The sequence below is a fragment of the Falsihalocynthiibacter sp. S25ZX9 genome (genome assembly GCF_041205405.1).
Taxonomy (GTDB): Bacteria; Pseudomonadota; Alphaproteobacteria; order Rhodobacterales; family Rhodobacteraceae; genus Falsihalocynthiibacter; species Falsihalocynthiibacter arcticus.
On the sequence record NZ_JBGFCD010000023.1, the window covers coordinates 21,712 to 42,767 of the forward strand.

The 21,056-nt window shown below is 53.9% G+C and carries 6 protein-coding genes, 4 pseudogenes and 1 other annotated feature; of the genes and pseudogenes, 4 read left to right on the top strand and 6 right to left on the bottom strand.

Annotated features, from left to right (window positions below; genetic code table 11):
• Positions 1–31 precede the first annotated feature (31 nt).
• Together AB9F29_RS19390 and AB9F29_RS19395 are read left to right on the top strand one after the other, a co-directional pair.
• Positions 32–1,540 (top strand): hypothetical protein, encoded by a 1,509-nt coding sequence (locus tag AB9F29_RS19390; protein WP_369756893.1) that lies wholly within the window; start codon positions 32–34, stop codon positions 1,538–1,540.
• Positions 1,537–3,165 (top strand): glycosyl hydrolase, encoded by a 1,629-nt coding sequence (locus AB9F29_RS19395; protein ID WP_369756894.1) that lies wholly within the window; start codon positions 1,537–1,539, stop codon positions 3,163–3,165. Before AB9F29_RS19390 ends, AB9F29_RS19395 begins: the two co-directional genes overlap by 4 nt.
• Positions 3,166–3,167: 2 nt before the next feature.
• On the opposite strand, the gene AB9F29_RS19400 is transcribed toward AB9F29_RS19395, so the two are convergent.
• The 3 genes and pseudogenes from AB9F29_RS19400 to AB9F29_RS19410 all read right to left on the bottom strand — a co-directional run.
• Complete coding sequence (locus tag AB9F29_RS19400; protein ID WP_369756895.1) at positions 3,168–12,956, bottom strand: amino acid adenylation domain-containing protein; 9,789 nt, start codon at positions 12,954–12,956, stop codon at positions 3,168–3,170.
• A gap of 808 nt (positions 12,957–13,764) precedes the next feature.
• Entirely contained in the window at positions 13,765–15,207 is a 1,443-nt protein-coding gene (locus tag AB9F29_RS19405; protein ID WP_369756896.1) for an oligosaccharide flippase family protein, read from the bottom strand.
• 604 nt (positions 15,208–15,811) lie between these two features.
• Positions 15,812–16,108: pseudogene (locus AB9F29_RS19410) on the bottom strand (integrase core domain-containing protein); the annotation flags it as partial.
• 49 nt (positions 16,109–16,157) lie between these two features.
• Here AB9F29_RS19410 and AB9F29_RS19415 point away from each other — a divergent pair.
• A pseudogene (locus AB9F29_RS19415) lies at positions 16,158–17,564 on the top strand (IS30 family transposase).
• A 7-nt stretch (positions 17,565–17,571) separates the two neighbouring features.
• Here AB9F29_RS19415 and AB9F29_RS19420 read toward each other — a convergent pair.
• Positions 17,572–18,507 (bottom strand): annotated as a pseudogene (locus tag AB9F29_RS19420) (IS3 family transposase); the annotation flags it as partial.
• Positions 18,106–18,221: a sequence feature (AL1L pseudoknot), on the bottom strand. Its footprint overlaps the pseudogene before it by 116 nt.
• Before the next feature lie 293 nt (positions 18,508–18,800).
• On the opposite strand from AB9F29_RS19420, the gene AB9F29_RS19425 reads away from it, so the two are divergent.
• Positions 18,801–19,658, top strand: coding sequence for a helix-turn-helix transcriptional regulator (locus tag AB9F29_RS19425; protein WP_369756897.1), 858 nt, complete (start codon positions 18,801–18,803; stop codon positions 19,656–19,658).
• Between the two features lie 374 nt (positions 19,659–20,032).
• On the opposite strand, the gene AB9F29_RS19430 is transcribed toward AB9F29_RS19425, so the two are convergent.
• On the bottom strand, positions 20,033–20,569 hold the full coding sequence (locus AB9F29_RS19430; protein ID WP_369756898.1) for an IS30 family transposase: 537 nt from the start codon (positions 20,567–20,569) through the stop codon (positions 20,033–20,035).
• A 294-nt stretch (positions 20,570–20,863) separates the two neighbouring features.
• Positions 20,864–21,056 (bottom strand): annotated as a pseudogene (locus AB9F29_RS19435) (IS30 family transposase); the annotation flags it as partial.

Here is a 21,056-nt window from a genome sequence, read left to right on the forward strand (position 1 = left end):
GGCTGGCCAACGCCCGTTACGACTGCAGATCGTGGCGCACGCGAACGACACTTTGGCGGACTGGCAAGCGATGTTATTGGATCGGCTCGCGCGTGATCCACAGATTGATCTTGTTGGCCGGATGGAGGGGCAGGGTCTCGCACGCCGTTCCCAGATCGATGTATTCCTGCGCGCCTTTTTGGCCGTGGAGCGGCTGATCGTTGCCCGACAAATATTACCCTATGATACGTTGGGCGCGCGGGCGGTTTTGTCCGAATTGCCGGTCACAGAAAACGCGGCTGCTGCCGACATTGTATTGGAGTTTGGTGAGCGGAAATTAACGGCCGAGCAAATGGCCGACCAAGATCAGGGCGTCTGGTCGCTGACGTTTGGCGGTGGGCTTGATGCGACGAACGTCGCGACTGGTGTCACCCAACGCACGGCACCAGGGATGATCGTTCAGATCGTGCAGCGGAGTGCGGAAGTGCCAGAGGGGCATGTGGTGCGTGCGGCGCAATACCATTTGAAACCTGGGGCTATTTTGACGGGGGCGTTCGTTGAGGAGAAATCAGTTCTCCTTGTTCTGCGGGCATTGCACGATCTTGCAGCGGGACAGACAGCATGCGCGGGGTCCAAGCCGCCCTTATCCGCGCCACAGCCGCAGACTGTGTTCGGAGAAATTGGCTACGCCGCATCTTTTGTGACCGCCTTGGCCGCAAAACTGCGTGACAGATGGCAGGCTCGCAAGGGACGCGCCCCTGATTTTTGGCGCCTTGCCGTCGGGTCCGGCGATGTTGTCAATCTGGAGACGCGAACGGCGACTGCGTTGCCCGCATTAAGTCATACGATGGCGGACCCTTTTCTATTTGAGAATGACGGCAAAATCTGGGTATTCTATGAGGCTATGAATGCCGATGATGGCAACGGTTGGATTGATGTTGCCGAACTTGACGGAGATACGCTCAAACCTGCGGCAACCGCTTTGTCATGTCCCTATCACCTTTCGTTCCCTTTTGTTTTTCGGGACAAAGATGACATTTATATGTTGCCGGAAACCCAGCAATCACGCCGTCTTGAAGTGTGGCGCGCGGTGGAGTTTCCGGCGAAATGGGAACGCCATGCAACCGCGTTTGAGGGGAAATATCTCGCAGATTCAACCCTGTGGAAGGCGCAGGACGGACAATGGTGGTTGTTAACAAACTTGTCGGATCATCATTCGTTTCAAGATCACTCCAGTGAGCTTTATCTATTTGCGGTCGACGGGCCAGAGCTTGGGTCAATTACGCCACATCCAAAAAATCCGGTTGTGATTGGCTCGGATATTGCACGGAACGCAGGCGCCCTGATCCGCGAAAACGGGCGCCTGTTTCGCCCGTCACAAAACAACAGTTACTGTTATGGTTATGGGTTGAACTTGATGGAGATCACCACGCTGGATGCCGTGGAGTTTGAGGAAACAATGGTGCGGCGCTGGACGCCGGACGACCGCCCCAATACTTTGGGTATTCACCATCTCAGCACGTCTGGGGACAGGTTTGTTTTTGATTGGAGCGGCAAATGAAACTTTCTCTTTTCTCTTTCGTTGCGATGGTAACCGGCCAAATAAATCCACTATTTGCACAGGACGCAGTGTCGTCTTTTGCGTTGGGTACGCAGACACACTTTGAGCAAGGTTGGAGCATCGATCTGCTGGATGCTGCGCAGGTTTTGGGGGCCGTTGCCTTGCGAGACGAAATCGGCTGGGATCAGGTCGAAACCGAAATGGGCGTCTACGACTTTACGATTGCAGACCAATACATGCTGCCGTTGATAAATCGCGGGTTTAAACCGTTAATCGTCATCAATGAAGTCAACCAACTTTATGACGACGGCAAGACCCCACATTCACCCGATGGGCGCGCCGCCTTTGCCGCCTATGTATCGGCTATTCTGTCCCATTATGGCGCAGACGCTGTCAGGATTGAGATCGGCAATGAAGTAAATACAACCGATTTTGTGAGCGGGCCTGCGTTAAACGACCCAGCGCGCAGTTTTGCGGCGCTGACGCGGGCGGTTGATGCGCGATTACAAGTTGATCATCCCGATGCGCAGTTTAGTTGCGGTGGCTTGAACACGATTGGGATTGGTTTTTTACAGGCGTTTTTTCGACGCGGTGGCTTACTGGCTTGTGATGCAATTTCGGTTCATCCTTACCGCGACCATCCTGAGACGCTGCCAAGTGAATTGACCCGCCTCAAGGCGCTCATGCGGGAGTTCGGGGGCCAAAAACCGATCCATGTCACCGAGTTTGGCAATTGGTTTGACGATCCACAGGACGCGCCCGCCTATATGATCAAGATGGTGGCAATACTGTCTGCCGCCGATGTTCGTTTTGCCTATTGGTACGCCCTGACGGACGAGAAATGGTGGCCAAACATGGGGTTGCTGAACGAAGCGGGAGTGGAGCAAAAGCCCGCAGCCGCCGCGTTTTCGTTCCTCCAGACCCGCCTGTTGCCACTTGGTCGCGCGCGTCGGCAGGGCGATGATACGGCCGCGTATATCTACACCTTTGGCCCGCAGGGGAGGGGTGCGGTGTTTTGGGGGAGTGGTGGGGACATCACGGTTACGGATGCCTCCGCTTTTTATAATGTCGAGGGGGTGGAGATTCCACCAGTAACAACCCTTTCTGATAGCCCGGTTATCGTGCTCGGAGACTCGATCTCAATCATACAATCGGCACCAAATCGGATTGCGGACAGCCAAAGTCAATATGGCCAATCGCCGTGGAACTACTTCGCGCGGCGTCCTGATATCGGCTTGGTTCCGTTGGGGATTATCGATTCTAACTGGACGAGTACGCGCGGTGCACCTGATCTGTCGCCCCTGCAAATCGGGGACAGTTGGATCACGACGGCGCGTTTTAACGACGCCCCTTACAGCGTGGTTGAGCGGTTTACGGCTCAAAGGGCTGGCAGTTACGTGATCGACGGTTGGTGGCAGGCATCTGCCAAAACGGACGCTCCGCATCTTACCATTTTGCACAACGGACGACAGGTTGTTGAGGCGAACATCACTGCTGACCGTTTTAAGGTGTCGGGCATGAGTATCCCGCTGGAAATTGGCGATACTCTGGACTTTGAGGTTGCTCCGCAGGAGCCTAGTGGCACGGGTGCATTGCAAAGACGCATCCGTATCACAGGCCCCTAACGTCAAACGCTTCGCTGCGCTCCCCTACGATAGGATTTTAGCGACGGTTTTTTCGGCCCGCTGTCGTGTCCCTGCTCTGTGCGCTTGTCGACAAATTCGGCAAGCCGCGCAATGGATGCGTATTCCAACAGGTGCCGCGCTTCGATGTCGAAATCCGCGTCGATCAGTCGGGCCGCAATTTTAAACACGGTCAGGCTGTCGGCCCCTAGCGAGAAAAGTGTCTGAGAGGTGCTGATGGCGTCATTGCCCAGTACGCTGGACCAAATCGCGGCAATTTTTCGTTCCGTTGGTGTTGCCGGTGCGGTTTGAAGCGCGGTGACGCTTGCCGAAGTATCAGGTTCGGGCAGTTTGTTTCGGTCAAGCTTACCACTCGCGTTACTAGGTAGCTGGCTTAAAAACACCCAAGCCGTAGGCACCATATAGGGGGGCAGTAAATCCCCTAGCGCCTGAGCGAGGGTTTCGGGTTGTGTGTTTGCGGTTGAATTGGCCACGATATAGCCGACCAAATGGTCACCTCCACGTGGTGAAGGTTTCAACGCGACCGCAGCGGAAGTCACTGTCGGCAGGCTACGTAATGCGCTTTCGATCTCGCCAAGTTCAATCCGAAAACCACGCAGTTTGACCTGCGCATCGGCGCGGCCCAATACTTCGATCCGGCCATCGAGCAGGCGGCGCGCAAGGTCGCCCGTTTTATAAAGTCGCCGCGTACGATCGAGCAGAGTAACCTCGCGAAAGGCCGCCGTCGTCAGGTCAGGTTGCCCAAAATACCTCTTTGCCAGTCCCGCGCCACCAATGTTCAATTCGCCCAACGCGCCGATTGGCAGGAGTGTATCATTGGGACTGAGCACATGGATTTCGGTGTTTGCGACGGGCTGTCCGATCGTAACTCTCTCACCCTGAGCCAATTTGGCAGCAGCCGACCAGATCGTTGTTTCCGTCGGGCCATAAACGTTCCAAAGCGTGGCACCTCCTGCGGATAATTTGTCCGCAAGGTCTTGCGGCAGCGGCTCACCGCCCGCCAAAAGAGTCATGGTTTTGTCTGGCGCAAATCCCGCTTCAAGGATCATGCCCCAGAGTGTTGGTGTGGCCTGTACATGCGTGATATCTCCTTGTTGGAGACGCGTGACCAAGCGGAACCCGTCAATCACATCTTCATGTGGGGCAACAACACAGCACCCGCCTGTAATCAAGGGCATAAACATTTCCAACACCGAGATGTCGAACATTATTGTGGTGACTGAGAGCAAACTGCTGCCCGAGTTGAAGGCCGTGTCCTTGGCCATTGAGGTCAACAGATTGACCACAGACCCGTGTCCAATTTCTACACCCTTGGGAGTGCCTGTCGATCCCGAGGTGAACATGACATAGGCCGCCGCGTCACCCGTTTGTGTTATGTTTTCTGGAGTTCCCCCCTGCGTGATGGCGTCGATCTGGAGAGCGGCTAGCCCTAGTCCGTCAGCGCACGAGGGAACTGCATTCCCTTGGTGAACGATGGCGGAGACATCCGCGTTTTCTAGGATCATGCGCAGTCGTGTGTCGGGTTGATTTAGGTCGATTGGCACATAGGCACATCCGGCTTTCATCACCCCAAGCAGTGTTACAATACATTCAGAAGATCGGGGCAAGGCTACGGCCACGCGGCTTTGCGGTTTGATCCCAGCCGCCTGTAAGGACGCCGCGATACTGTCGCTGCGCTGTGCAAGTACGCTGTAACTCGTCTGGCCTGCGCTATCTTTAATAGCAATGGCATCGCCGTGTTTTTCGCAAGCTTCAGCGAAGCGCCCATGGATGGTGCGGGTCTCTCCCATTGGTGTTTCTGTGGCATTGAGTGTTTCCGCCAACCAAACCGTTTCCTGTTCAGACAATACGGGCAATTGCGCAATTGGGCGGGCGGTATTTTGTCCAAGTTCGGCTAGAACTTGTTCTAGATGGCCAACCCAGCGCAGAACCGTCGAGGCCTCGAAAACATCCGCATTATAATCCACATCGACACGCAGTCCGTCCTTACGTTCCACGATGTTGAAGAACAGATCAAAATTGACCGCGGCCTTGGCATTGGGGTGCATGGTCGCCCGCAAGGGGCCCATTTCGATGCTTTCACTGAGCTTTTCGAGGTTAAACTGGATTTCTGTAAGCGGCAGTCGATTTAAGGACCGCGCGACGTTCAAATCCTGCACCAATGTGCCGTATGTGTAATCCTGATGATCAAAGGCATCCATGACGCCTTCGCTAACCTGTTTAAGAAAATCAGACGCAAGCAAGTCTGAGGTATGGGTTTGCCTGATGGGCAGGAAATTGACGCAATGACCTACAAGGTCGCTGTTTGCCAACATTGCCTGACCACCTGTGGGAACGCCAAGCACAATATCGGACGCACCGGTGAGCCGCGCAACGGCGATGTTTAGGGCCGCAAACAACGTTGAAAAAAGTGTGCATCCCTGTTCGGCCCCAGCCTTGCGAGCGGCCCGCATGACATCACCAGAAATATGGGCGGTACAAGTGGCGCCAGCAAAGGTTTTGATTTCAGGACGAGGGCGATCCGTCGGTAATTCCGGAAGCTCTGGAATGTCCTGAAATTGCGTTTTCCAGTAAGCTCGCGTTTTCTCGGAAACCGATGCTGCAGCCTGTTGCTTTGCAAAACTTGCAAAGGATGGGGCTGGTGGAAGTCCTGCTGTTTTGCCTGTCACTTCTTGGGCATAAAGGGTCGCGAGTTCCTCAGACAGAACATTAAACGACCACCCGTCGCAAACGATGTGATGCGCATTCAGGACAAGCACATGTGTATCTTGCGACGTGCGCACCACAAAGGCGCGTAGAGGGGGGCCAGATACGATATCGATCGGGGTCGCCGCGTCGTCCAAAAGCAAATGGTGCAACGCAGAGGCGGGATCGTCCGACGTGCTCACATCATGCAGTTCCAAAGGTAAAGGATACGGGTCAACAACGTCAAAGCTTTCGCCATTGCGGGCAAAGACCATGCGTAACCCGTCATGCCGCGCGATGATCTGATCCATGGCGCGTTGTAAGGCAGGCAGGTCCAATGGACCACTGAGTTCAAGCGAAACACTTTCGTTAAAACAGCACGAGGCTTGTTTGCCCAATTGCGTCGTCATCCAGATTTCACGTTGAGCCGCAGTCAAAGGCAATCCTATCTGTGCTGTCGCCGCGGGCTGAATTTCAGCTCCGAGAACGGGATTTCCACCTAGGATGCCCACAGCGCGCAATGCGTCAACGGACTGCTCAAACGCTGTCACAACCTTGTCGGCGTCGTCTTGAGTGTGGGCAGTGGTGAATATGCACGGATATCCGATCTGTACATGCACTCCGGCAAGTCGCATCAAGGGAAACAACAAGGCGGCGTTGGGATCCAGATCTGTGACCTGTGGTACAAACCAGCTGGAAAAAGTTTCAACGATGCGGGGCAGTCCGCGTGCGTCCAGTATGTCATTTAGGCGCCTCACAGTACGCGCCGTCAGGTCGGCGGTTGCCTCCCAAAGGTCGGCGCCGTGTTGCTCCATGTGATCCAAAGTGGCCTCGACTGCCGCAAGCACCAGAGGATGACGCACAAACGTGCCAGCAAAAAACGTGGGGGAAGCCTCGGGAACGCTTTCGTCGCCAAACTGCCACTGACCGCCATCTAACGCGTCCATGAATCGATCCGACCCCGCGAGCATGCCGATAGGCATACCACCGCCAACAACTTTGCCATAGGTCGCCATGTCGGGTGTGATATCCCATGCGCCTTGCATCCCGCGTGGCCCGACGCGAAAGCCCGTGACCACTTCGTCCATAACCATTGCCGCTCCACCATCGCGGGTAAGCTCGCGCAGGGTTTCGACAAAGGCGCGCGGGCGCAAATCGGGATGGCGGCTTTGAACCGGTTCTACGATCACGGCGGCGATATCGCCTATGTTTTTGCGCAGCCAATCAAGCGTGGATTGTTCTGCGTATGGCAAAACAACCATTTGCGAGAGCGACGCGCGCGGGATTCCAGGGGCAATTGGTAAGGCGGCTGGGTCGCCACCGCTGCGCTTGCCTTTGACCAGAACCTCGTCGAATTGGCCGTGATAGTCGTTGCCAAAAACGACAATTTTTTCGCGCCCTGTCACGGTGCGGGCAATACGCATTGCGGCCATCACGGCCTCAGATCCGGTGTTACAGAACGCTGCGCGTTGATGGCCCACAAACCTTGCAAACCGTTCGGCGATGGGTCCAGCGAGATCGCTTTGCGGTCCTATGGCAAATCCGCGTTCCATTTGGCGAGTGATTGCGTCGACAACAAAATCGGGTGAGTGGCCAAAAGCCGTCTGGCCAAAACCGTTCACAAGGTCGATGAATTCGTTGCCGTCAATATCCCAAAGCCGTGATCCTTTGGAACGATCACAAACGACTGGAAAAACCAGTTCTTTCCATTCAGCCCGAAAGCCCGCCGCCGTACGCGGATCAGCCATGGCAGGGCGATACCTCTGAACATATACCTTGGTTTTTGGGCTTTTTGCGCTGTATCGCTGGGCCAAGTCACGGGCGAATTCTGCTTGTTGCGGGGTCAAATCGCCACCGCCGGCGTTTGTTGCGCGTCCAATCGAAAAGGCGGGTTTTTTGGGCGTTGCCTCAACGGGCTCGCTGTAGGCTGTGGCCGCTGTTTCGCGGATTACCTCTGGCATAGGCGGAGGGGCGGGGGCTGTGACGGGTGCCGCAGAAACCTGCTGAAGGGCCGTACCGGATAGGGCCAGCAACTGCTGAGAAAACAACGTCTGCATCGCAGATATTTGTGCCAGCATCAGGGGTGATCCACCGTCTGAAGTGACGGGCGCCGAAAGGGTAGGCTGAGAGAAAGCTGCAACTTGCTCGGCCATTTGGGGGGCCGCAACAGGTGCTACGGCTTCCACAACATCTGGTGGCAAGTTTTCATCCAGTAATCCAGCAACAGCGGTGGCCGTCGGATATTGCGACAGCAATTGGCGGAATGTGATGTCGATCCCAAAGTCAGCACCCAATTTCTGCGCTACTTGCCCCAGAAATAGGGAGTCAAATCCGAGATCTAGGAACGTGGCTTCTGCATCTTCCTGCGAGAGTTCTTCTCCCGAAAGGTCGCAGAGCAAAGCCAATACTTCGCCAACAAGCCGAGGTTTGCGGTCAATCGGAGTTTTTGGTGCGGGTGCGTTCATGATCTCAGTTTCCAGTCGGGAGGCCTCAGAGGAGGGGGCTGTTGGTACAGAAATGGGTTGATCCAAGGCGGTTGGCGCAGGCGCTGGGTCCACCCAATGCAGTTTGCGCTGAAACGCGTAAGTTGGAAGGGCGACGCGTCGGGTGCCACGTGGACCAAGTAAGCTCCAATCTACTTTCCCACCGGCGGCCCAGATACGACCAAACCCATTTGCCATGGCGGTCATGTCATCTTCGGAACGGGTGTGGTCTGGCAAGGATTGGACCACAGCAATATTTGTGTCGCGGGGCAAGGTCTGTCCGCAGAATGACGACAGCGTATTTCCTGCACCGACCTCAAGCAGGATTGCAGGTTCGTCTTGGGCAAGGGTGCGTATTGCGTCGGCAAAGTTGACAGCTGCGCGGGCTTGTCTTGCCCAATATACAGGGTCGGTACATTCTGCGTCGGTGATCCACGTGCCGGTAACACAGCTCACATAAGGGATATTGGCGGGGGACAAGGTGATGTCTTGCAGGGTTTGGCTTAACCTATCACAAGCGGGCTCCATCATCGCGGAATGAAACGCGTGCGATGTGTGCAAACGCGAGCAAGCGATGTCAGCCGCTTTCAGGCGTTTTTCTAGGGTCTCAATCGCCTCGGTATTTCCAGCCACGACATTGAGGTGTGGCGCATTGCGTGCCGCGATTTCTACGCCGGCGTCGAGGTGAGGTTGCAAATCCTCCAGAGACGCGCGCACGGACAGCATAGACCCGCTGGGTTGGTCCTGCATGAATTGCCCGCGTTGACTGATGATCTTGAGACCCGTTTCAAAGCTAAAGACGCCGGCGAGTGCTGCAGCCGCAAATTCACCCACGGAATGCCCGATCATCGCGGCGGGATGTATGCCACGCGACATCCAAAGCCGCGCGCAGGCGTATTGTGTGAGGTAAAGCGCGGGTTGTGTCAGACGTGTTTCGCGCAAGGCCGCGGCAAGGTCTTTGTCAGAAGGATCGCCATAGCATAACATTGTTTTCACATCGAGGCCGAGGATGGGCTGTAGGATTTCGGCACCTAGATCAATCCAACGTGCGAATTCAGGCTCTTGTGCATAAAGCCCGCTGCCCATGTTGGGGTATTGGGCTCCTTGACCCGGGAACATGAACGACACCTCAGGCGATCCAGATAGGGCCGCATTGCGCGGCAAAGCCGCTTGACGCAATTTGGCAGCAACGGTGCCGTGGTCCTCGCCCGATACCGAGAGGCGATATTCGTATGGCGCTCTGCCGTCTTGTAAGGTGAATGCGATATCCGCCAAAGCAGGTGCCGTTGGTAGGTCAAGCGCATCCGCGAGCGTGTCTTTCATTTCACGCAACGCATCCTTGGATTTTGCTGACAAAACAAGTGTTTGCATGCTTGCTTGCGCTTGCGCTTGCGCTTCAGAATGCGCCGGTGCCTCTTCCAACACCAGATGCACATTCGTTCCCCCGACTCCAAATGAACTGACGCCAGCGCGAAGGGGATAAGAAGAGGTCCATGGGGCGCCGTCAACTTGAATGCGGAAGGGCGCGCCCGAAAGGTCAATTCGGCTGTTGAGGGTCTTGAAATTCGCTAAGGGTGGCAATTCCCGGCGGGCCATCATCATTGCGGTTTTGATGACGCCGACAACGCCCGCACCCGCATCCATATGCCCGATATTGCCCTTCACAGAACCCAAAGAGCAGGTGACCTCCTCGCCCTCTAACCCGAAGGCTTGGCGCAATCCGCTAACTTCGATCGGGTCGCCCATCGGCGTGGCTGTACCGTGACATTCAACGTAGGAAATCGTGTTTGGTGAGACGTCAGCATCCGCATGGGCGCGACGTATTGCATCAGCCTGACCGCCAACTGCGGGGGCGGTAAACGCAATTTTGTCGGCCCCATCATTGTTGATACCTACGCCACGGATAACGGCATGGATCGTGTCGCCATCCGCGACGGCGTCGGCAAGTCTGCGAAGGGCTACAACACCGCCCCCGTGAGAAAACACCGTCCCGGATGCCGCATTGTCAAAAGGCCGACAGGTTCCGTCATCGGAGGAGAGGCCGCCCTCTTGCGCAAGATAGCCGCGCTTTTGCGGAAAAGTAATCGACACACCACCTGCTAGCGCCATATCACATTGCCCCGCACGCAGCGTATTAATGGCCTGTGCAATAGCGGTCAGCGACGTAGAACATGCGGTTTGTATCGTCATCGCAGGGCCGCGCAAATCCAGCTTGAAGGACACGCGTGTTGCCAGACAGTCAGGCAAATTCCCGGTCATTTCGGCAAATTTTCCGGTCTGATAGTTTGACGTGAAGGCCTCGGTCGCGGCGCGGTTCCCCAACACATTATGCATCATGTATGAGTTCATTGAAGACCCTGCAAAGACACCGACGCTTAGATTATCCTTGCGGGCGGCATGACCACTGCGTTCCAAAACCTCGTGCGCCATCTCGATGAAAACACGGGCTTGCGGATCGGTCACGGCAGCTTCGCGAGGGAGCATTCCGAAAAACTTGGCGTCGAACATGCCAGCATCCGCCAATTCGGGACGCGCCCGAACATAAGACGTCGAAGCGCGTTCGCGTTCTGAAAAGTTGTCCTCGGCCTCGTCCGCGGGAAACAACTCAATCAGGTTTGTGCCTTTTACAAGGTGCTGCCAGAATTCATCAAGGTTGGCGGAGCCAGGGAGGCGCGCAGCCATGCCGACGATGGCAATGGCGTTATCGGGTAGATCGTCGGGGATAGGTTGAGCCACATCCGCAGTCCCAGCGGGGGCTAAGGTTGGGGCAGGGGCCGCAGCGACAATTGCCGCCAGCTTGGCTGCAAGCTGTCCCAGACGTGGCGCTTCAAACATGAGTGTGATGTCAAAGGACACTCCAAGCTCTTTCACAAGGGCCGCATGCACATTGACCAGTTCCAGCGAACTGCCGCCCGCATCAAAGAATGTCAAATCGTCCGAAACCGCGATGTCACCAAGGGCCTTTTGCCATTGCGCGGCAATCATGCTTGAGATTTTTCGCGCGCTCAGGGCGTCAGTATTGGGACGCCGTCCTTGAATTTGCTCGCCAGCAGCAAGCTGAGTTTCGGCGTCAAGGTTTCGTAGGAGAACCTTGCGATCTATTTTGCTGTTTGCGGTCAGTGGAAAATTGTCGACGACCCGATTGATCCTTGGCAACATGCCGTCGGGCAACGTTTCGCCCAATGTCGCCAGAACCTCTTTGATGAATGCGGCATCCGTACAGTGTGTTGGGTGCTGTGGCTTTAAGAAAGCCGCGATCCGCTTCTGGCCGCGCACATCCGTAGCCAAAATCACCGCAGCATCTGTGACCATCGGCAACTCGCGCAGGTGATGTTCGACGTCGTCTAGTTCGATACGACGCCCGCCAAGTTTGACCTGACGATCGGCGCGCCCAAAGAAATCATACACCCCGTTTTCGCGTCGGCGCGCCAAGTCACCTGTGAGATAAACGAGCCCGTCACGATCTTTCCGCGGATCCTGAATGAAAGCTTCTGCAGTTCGAGCAGGTTGGTTGAGATATTCGAGCGCGACACTGGGCCCGGCAGCAACCAGCTGTCCCATCTCGCCGTGGTCTAGGACTTGGTGGTCCTCATCTATTACAAAACATTCACAATGACCTGTTGGAATACCAATGGGAATTGGACCGGTTTTTACATCTTCGGCGGTCAGTAAATGCATCGTGGTAAAGACCGAGTTTTCTGTGGGTCCATAGCCATTAATCACTTCGAGGTCGGGGTAGGATTCCATTAGCAGACGCATATGTGAAGTCGACATGACGTCACCGCCCGCTCCGAATTGGCGCAACTGTCCCAACGCATCAAGATGATGTTCGATCATGAGGTGCGCAAGTCCGGTGTAGAAGTACGCGACCGTCACCTTTGCGTCGCGGATCACCTTTGCGAGCACATCAAGCGCGGGTTTGGGCTGGGTCACCAGCGCCACGGCGGCACCGTTGAGCAGAGGCGCCCAAATCTCCCACGTGGACACGTCACAGGCGATGGTTGAATTGGCCAAAGAGACGTCGCCCGGCAGGAACTGCCCAATTGGCTGATCATACCCGAGCCGCAGAATGGCGCGATGTGGCAAGACCACACCTTTTGGTTTTCCGGTCGAGCCCGATGTGTACATGATGTAACACGCGTCTTCGCCATTTCGGATCGGAAAGGGCGCGGCGTGTTCGGGTGTGGTTTCTAGAACCTCGGTCATATTTAACTGAGGGATATCTTTGGGTGCAAGATCGCCGACCAAGTCTTGGTAGGGTTTGTCCCACAAGATCGCTGTCGGGCGGCTGTCGGTGATTACATAAGAAAGCTGTTTGGAATCGTAAGCTGGATCCAACGGGACATAGACCCCACCCGCGCGCATAATGCCCGCCATTGAAATGACCGCTTGCGCGGTGCGATCCGATATCATGACAACATTATCGCCGGGCAAAACTCCACTGGCTATCAAGTGCAGAGCAATTCGTTCCGCCGCGAGATTCATTTCTGAATACGAGTAGGAGATGCCGTCTGCGATCAGGGCTATTGCGTTGGGTGTGGATGCGCAGACACGAGTGAAACCATCAATAAGGCTATGTTTTAAATTAAAATAAGAGCTTTCCAAAAAATTGGCTCCTCCCCTATCAGGGACAATGGTTTTACTAATGGCTAAGGCCTAAGCTTGACTAAAATTGGCAAAATTAAGTGCCAAAAAATTTAGCCTCAGCCAATGGGCGACGATCACTCAGCCGGCACAAAAAAAGGTACGATATCAACTTAAATAGTGTAGGCGGGTTTTTGCCAGCACCCCAAATGAATTTTATAAAGCACATGGCGCCTTAATAACCCAAGGGCACACGTGATCCAAAATTTTTGAGTAAATTCGCAAAATACTGTGTGGAGGAGTATACTATCCGCAGGATATTGCGTTTTCCCATATTTACAACAAAATTGCAATTATTGGCGACAATGGGCTTTTTTGAGACGTATTGTTCGCGCAACTTTAGGGCAAGCCCGATTGGCTAAAAAAGAATCACCGCTAGTATCAATATCCAACTCAAGCTGCAGAAACCAATAACGATTCTACGCAGAGTTGAATTCGAAAACCGCGTGCACAGGAAAGCTTCTTTTCGTTGCGTCTGATCTGTATGGTTTCTTTTCAGTAACATGGAGTTAAACCTTTAATAGTTGAAGGCTTTCCTGACATAGTCCTTCAACCTCATATTCGGCTATTTATTACCCAAAGACGAAACTTAAAACCAAACAGGTAGTATATAGGAAAAATGCTGCCGTTTTCAGGCTCAATTGGCTAAATCTTGCCGAAATCCTGCTGTTTTTTAACTGTTTTCCCGCAATGCTTCCTTCTGAACCTAGGCACTAGGAAGGCTAAAATTGATTAAGAATGTGTCAAGATTAAGAAAACACTGTGTCTTTTAATGCGCTGAAGACGCAATCAACCTGGACCACAAAGTGCGGTCACACCGGAAAAGTATAGGTAAATAGACAGCGACCATTACCAGACCGAGGCATACGAAACGAACAAGCGGATGTAGTTGCCCTAGAAAATTTTGTTCCAGCAATATCAATATGACACCAGTAGCCACCACAATGGCAGGGAGAACGGCCCAACTTCGCATGAATATAGCCGACCATCGAAGGCCTGCATGCTGCCTCATGACCCGTGCACTGATAGCAAACACAAGTGTTGCTGCGACGACCTCGGACACAGCCGTTGCCAAAAGCCCATTCATCGCGCCAATGCTTATACAAGCGATTGAAACAAGAGCGTAAATCAACATGTAGCGCGGCAGGAGCGCCACTTTGCCAACAACCGATAAAATCGGAACCGATGCCGTTCCGGACGCTCGGATAAGCCCAGCGATGGCGAGGACCTTTATAACGGGCACGGCCGCAAGCCATTCAGAGCCAAGAATTCCAAGCGTCAAATCATGTGCCATCAGAATAATGCCGATAAATACTGGGGTGCTTGCGTAAATTAGGATGGGAAAGAACTTATTTCCGGCTTCACTGATTTCCGCACTGGATCCGTCGATTTGTGGCGTATTTCGGAAGAAGCTCCATGCCAAAACGCGGACTGGTTCGCTAATGATTTCCTCGAACGCTCCCACAACCCGCTGTGCCGCACGGTAATACCCCACGGCCGCGGGCCCTAGAAAACCTCCAATGATCAACGTAGCACCATAAGCCCGAAACGTCATGAGCAGACGCGTCACTGTAATGTTCCAAGAAAACCCAACCATTTCCTGCACCAAACCAAACTGGCGAATTACCAATGGCCGAATGCCGCTAGCCACAAGACCGCACAGACATGCTGCTATGGCGCCCGCGAGCCGCCCGTAAGCAAGAGACATAATCCCGTGTCCCATTAAAAGCGTCGAGGCAGCAATGGCGAAATTGACGGATTCCCCCACCAAGGCACAGCTGGCCGAAGTCGCAAGCCGTTTCTGCCAGATTAGGATCCCCCCATAGGTAGTAGCTCCGGCGGAAAAGAAAACTGCCAAGGATAGGATCCGGGCAAGCGGCCCAGCATCCGGCGTCTTAAAAAATGATGCCAGCGGGATTGATATCACTAGGCCCAATGTCGCAATCACCGCTCCAAAAATCGCCGCAACGAACAATGTTTGCCGCAATCGGACAGAGTCGCCCTGCCAATTCATGACATATTCTGACCAACCTGCCGTTGCGATCAAGTTCAGGAAAACAATGACCGCAGCAACCAACGCAAAGACACCGAAATCTGCGGGGGTCAATACACGCGCGGCAACCACAAAAATCCCGAATTGGATCAACTGAGACAGAATCCGTGCTGCAGCTACCCAGAGTCCACCCTTGAATTGAGGAACAGGGCGCTTCATGCTAAAGTTTGTTCGCTTGCCATTGTTTGACGCCCAAAAGATATATTTTAGAAATACACTTAGGGCATGGCTCAGGGCCTATTTTAATGGAAAAAACGATCGCGTGAAGTTCTAAGGCAGAAAATATGTTCAAAGAAATACTCCGTTACCATTAACCCTACTTACCTCATCAGAAAACTCAAAGGAATTTCTGGGTACTGTTATAGGAATTGACCTAGGTGGCGTAGGACGAGCAACTACCGCAGAGTTATGGGAAAGCGCAGCTTTCAACGACATTAAAACTCGTCTGGTAATTGTCCAATTTAACTAACCTGAAACGGACAGGGCGCTGATTCACAGTCTGGCCATGACAAAACGCTCTCCTTCTCGATATTTCAAAACCAGCCTTGAGTTTATTCGCTTAGCGGTGATAATGTATGTCTGCTTCCTGCTTTTGTTTCGGAATGTAGAAGACGTGCTGCATGAATGAGACATCAAATTCAGCCACGAAACTATCCGTTTTTGACGGAGTAAATTTGGCTAGGTGTTTGCTTCAGAAATCCGTAGAAAGCGGGTCAGTCGGATGTGAACCGCCCCTTGTTTGCCGGAGGCTGATTACTTCATGTCATGCGACCATATCTAATGTGTTGAACTGTGAATAGTACCTCTCTTCTGCTTCAGCTGGTGGGATGTATCCGAATGGGGCAAGCAAGCGGCGATTGTTGAACCAATCCACCCAATTGAGGGTTTCCCATTCGACGGCTGCCATAGTTTTCCATGGGCCAAGCCGGTGGATGACTTCTGCTTTGTAGAGGCCGATTATGGTTTCGGCCAAGGTGTTGTCATAGGAATCACCAACTCTGCCAACAGAGGGTTCAATCCCTGCCAGAGCCAATTGCTCAGTATTGCGAATGGACAGATACAGGGCGGATTCAACCGGTCGTCGCAACACCCGGTTTTAGGAGGTGTAGATGACAACGGGCAGACGAGAATCCGAACGTTCAACACGGGGCAAATTAAACTCACCAGGAAGCCCTCCAGTCTGGCAACGTAAGAATCTGTGCCGGTTCTGGCGGGGCGTGGCCGCAGGTCATTCCAGTGAGGTGTCCGCTGTCGAAGCGGGTGTTTCCGGTCCTGTCGGAATCCGGTGGTTTCGGAGTTCTGGTGGAATGCCTCCCACGCATCTTGCACCCTCGGCGATTTCCCTAACGAGCCGAAACCTGGCTTTCTCTGAGCGAGAAGAAATTGCATTGGAATGCGCGAGGGGGGACAGGTATCCGCGCAATCGCGCGCAAGCTGTCGCGGTCACCCAGCACGGTATCGCGGGAGATCAGGCGTAACTCCGCGACACGTGGGGGCGACTTCGACTATCGCGCGTTCACGGCGCAGTGGCTTGCGGATCGTGCAGCGCAGCGCCCAAAACCAAGTAAGCTGGCGAGTAACCCAGCCCTGCACGATTATGTGTAGGACCGTCTGTCCGGTCTTATCGCTACGCCGGGTGGCATCGCCTTCGATGGTCCTGTTGTGGTATGGAAGGGGCGGCGGGCTGTTCATCGGCAAAGTCGGCGCTGGTCCTGTGCCTGGAGCCCTGAACAGATCGCGCAGCGTCTGAAAATAGACTTTCCTGAGGATACAACCATGCGGATCAGTCACGAGGCCATCTAATAGGCGCTTTATATTCAAGGACGGGATGGCCTGAAGCGGGAACTTTCGGCCTGTCTGCGCTCTGGCCGCGCACTGCGGTTGCCCCGCGAACGCGCCCGAAGTCGTAGCAGACCCTTTCTCGCAGATGCGCTGATGATCAGCGACCGCCCGGCAGAGGTTGGCGATAGGGCTGTTCCTGGCCATTTGGAGGGCGACCTCATTCTCGATCTCGGAAGTTCAGCGATTGACGCGCTGGTCGAGTGCACAACACGCTTCGCCATGTTCTTGCACCTGCCGCGCTGGAGGGCCATGGGAAGAGCGGTGTACCCAAGAATGGACCAGCATTGGCTGGCCATGGTGCAGAGGCTGTTCGCGATGCTATTGCAGGGACAATCATGGGACTTCCTGCATTTCTTCGCCGATCTTTGACTTGGGATCAGGGTGCGGAGATGGCCCAACATGCGCAACTCCAAATCGATACGGGGCTGGAAATCTATTTCTGCGATCCTCAGAGCCCTTGGCAACGCGGAAGCAACGAAAATACCAATGGGCTGCTGCGCCAATACTTTCCCAAAAGCACGGACCTCAGCCAGCACGGTGTCAATGAGTTGAGCGCGGTCGCGCATGCTTTGAACACAAGACCCCGCAAAACCCTCGGCTGGAGAACTCCCGCCGAAGCTCTCGACCAATTGCTCAAACAGTTTATAATCGAATGTGTTGCGACGACCGGTTGAATCCGCCCTGCCCGCCGCGGTCTGAATGATGAATGAGGCCGCCTTTGTGAACTGGGCGCCGATCATGCAGCGCCTGCTCCAAAGCATCCAGCACGAAATCTGTTTTCGGTGAACTTGAAACACGCCAGCCAACATTTTTTCCGCGAACGTGTCGATAATAACAGCCACGCAAACGAAGCCCTGCCAAGTTGAGACGTAAGTGAAATCGCTGACCCACAGCATGTTTGGCGCAGGGGCTCGGAACTTCCGATTCACTTTGTCTTTTGGGCATGGCTGGCCTTTGTCCTGTACGGTCGTTTTCTGCGACTTCCCACGGATAACGCCATGAAGATCAAGGCGTTTCATCAATCTAGCCACAGTGCAGCGGGCGACACTGAATTCCTCACGTTCCAATTGGTGCCAGACTTTTCGAACGCCATAGACCTCATTGTTTTCTTCCCAGACACGCTTGACCTCAGGGCTAAGAACCGCATCTCGTTTGGCACGATCCGAAGCCAAATCCAGATTTCGGGCAATGGCTGCATGCGCATAAAATGTTTACTGGACGATTGGCAAAACCTTGCAAACCGACTCGACACCCATGTCATCTCGATGCTCTTCTATGAAGGCAATCATCGTTTGAATGGGCGGGCGAACTCCGCCTGCGCAAAATATGCTGACGCCTTGCGCAGGATCTCATTGGCTTGGCGCAGCTCTCGGATCTCGCGTTCCATTGCCTTGATCTTGGCGCGTTCATCGGAAGTTTGGCCGTCTTTGCGGCCGCTATCTATGTCCGACTGGCCAATCCAACGCCTCAACGTGTCCCTGCCGCACCCAATCTTAGAGGCGATGGCAATGATTGCCGCAGATCGATTTGAATCCTAGTGCTCATGTTTTAAAATCATCCGAACGCGCGTGCGCGCACTTCAGTAGAAAATCTGTTTGCTCTGTTACTTTTTTCCATAGGCTCCACCCATACTTACATTGGAGCCTCCAGCAAACAGGGGGCAGTTCAATTGGCCATGTTGTCATTCGCTATATTAGGTACTTAAGCGCGTAAGATTCGGCTATTTTCGCTCTATTGTTGACGCAGTTTTCCCAATAATACACGCTATGATTGAAAATTCGTCAAAATTGCGCCCAAATGTGTCATTTTATTGACAAAATTAGGAAGCTAAGCCTTAATTTGGGCTTAGGCTGGGAAAACCAGCACAAGTTTTTTGAGGCACCCGAGCAAGTTTTTAAGGGGTGCGTAAAGTGAGTATAGCGGGACACTATGGGGATAATTCCCTGGGGAATACTGGAAGTGTTGTAAGTCTGGTTGAAGGCATGGCTGGCTGGTGCCAAGCGGTGCAAGGCGCTGCCCCATTTCGGCAGGGCCTTAAGGCAATTTCTACGGGATTTGGAGCGAAGGTCGCGACGTTGGTCAAGGCCACCAAAACACAAGATGGAAGAATCCGCTCTATTTCCGTGGACTTACAGCGCAATGCTCAGAACGGAGCCTTGGATCGCTCGTTCGCGGATCTTATTTTAGGATCTTATATCACTAATGCGAAAGTTGGCTCAGTCTGGTACGCCAGCATGGCCGCCCATGCGGATGCGCCGGAATTGGCGGAGTTAAGAAATCGACGGAATCTGGCCGAAACGGTGGTGGTCGTTTTGGGGCAGGATGGCAAATGGGTCTACCTTCTGGAGCTGCATTTCGCGCATCGCCTGTCGTCTGGAGCTGGCGCGATGATTACGTCTCTTAGTGATACTCTGTGTCAAACGTGGTCGGGCCGCTCACCGGGCATCTTTTCGGAATCCTTGCTGGACCGGCAACCTGAAAACCTCAATGTTACGCTGGCCGCGCCACTCCTGTCGGATCGTAATCCAGCGGGTTTGAGCCGTGCGGAATTTCGCGTTTGCCTAATGTTGACCCATGGGTTGAGTCGTGACGCCGTGGCCCTTGAATTAAAGATTTCGTCCTCGACTTTGCGCAGTCACCTGAGACAGATTTATGATAAGTCCGAATGTCGAAATCTAAATGATTTGCTGCGCAGATTGCTGCTAAGTGGTCACCAACCCTCAACTTCTGCGCAACGCACCGCGCTAACGCAGAAGTACGTCGCATGAAACCCATGCCATGATGCTATAGCCTCTTTTGATCTTCACGCCTGTACATACACTATGTGGCACAAAGCGACGTGCGGCTGATGAGAATACCCAACATGGCTTCACTCATTGCAGAGTTGTTGCATAGATATCCGGCTCGATTTGATAGTGATGCAGTCCGCTCTCTGTGGGATGCCGTAAATGCCACATAAATTCAACGCCGATCGTCGTGACAAGATCCCGTAGCAGAAGTATCGGGTGACTAACTGGTCGAAATATAACGAGAGCCTTCGGCGGCGTGGGGATTTGACAGTCTGGATCAGCGAAGAGGCGCTTGGTCTGTGCTCGGCGCCACGCCGAACGACTGTGAACTCAAGTTAAGTTGCGACATTTCTCTATCTCAGCTTTCTGAGTTGTTCGGCGAAGGCTTCGGTTGGCGTTCGCCATCCGAGGCACTTTCGGGGAGTACCATTTAGGCGGTCGCAAATGGACTTCATATCTCGATCTGAGATCGCTGCAATGGGTGTGTCCCGTGGTAGGTATCGCCGAGCGCGTTTGTTGAGATTCTCTACCGAGACTTTCTGCCAGGGCGCTTGCGGATCACAGAACCACGTTTGGGTTCCGACCTCAGCCTGCAAGTGCGGCCAATCCATGAGCTCGGAACCCTGATCAAAAGTCACAGACTTGCGCGCCGTTAAGGGCAGAGTACGCATGACTTTCGCCAGATACCCCATAACGCGGGCAGTTGTTCGGTCTGGGTTCATTTGCAGCACAGTGAAGCGACTGACGCGCTCAACCAATGACGTCACGTTTGCCGTGCCAAACGTCTGGCGAAACCGCATTGGGTCGCCCTCCCATGTGTGGATGCCCCGTTTGATGCAAGAGATACTTTCAACGGTTGGAACATGTGATCGGATACGGTCATGTGTCAGGCCTCAGATTGCGACGTTTCACAAGCCGCGGGCCGGTATGGCGATGCGAAGGTCAGGTCCATATCAATGCCGCAAGCGCGAAGCTCTCTGGGAAGGCCTGGTTTTCCTAACCTCGATCTAGTCGATCATTTGTCCTTACAGTCTCAATGTCCTTCTCACATCATACCGAGCGGTACAGCTTTAAGCTGGCACGACCGGATCTCGATAATCTTGTTGTTTCGTCATCATGGCCCAAATTGTTCGGGTGTGAGCGATGCTTGAAGTGCGACTCTTGTTGGGTCTTAGGGTAGGGGCTCAATGCCTTTCCTCCAACATCTTTTCACGGAAGACTTCTGCGCGGGTTTTCCGGCCGAGGCATTTGCGGGATGTGCTGTTCAGGCGGTCACTGATTTCTTGATGTCGTGATCCGTCATTCTTCTAATGTCTCTTTTGCGGGGCAACCAACGTCTCGCCCTTCGATTGGTGTTCTTCACCGTGCCTTTCTGCC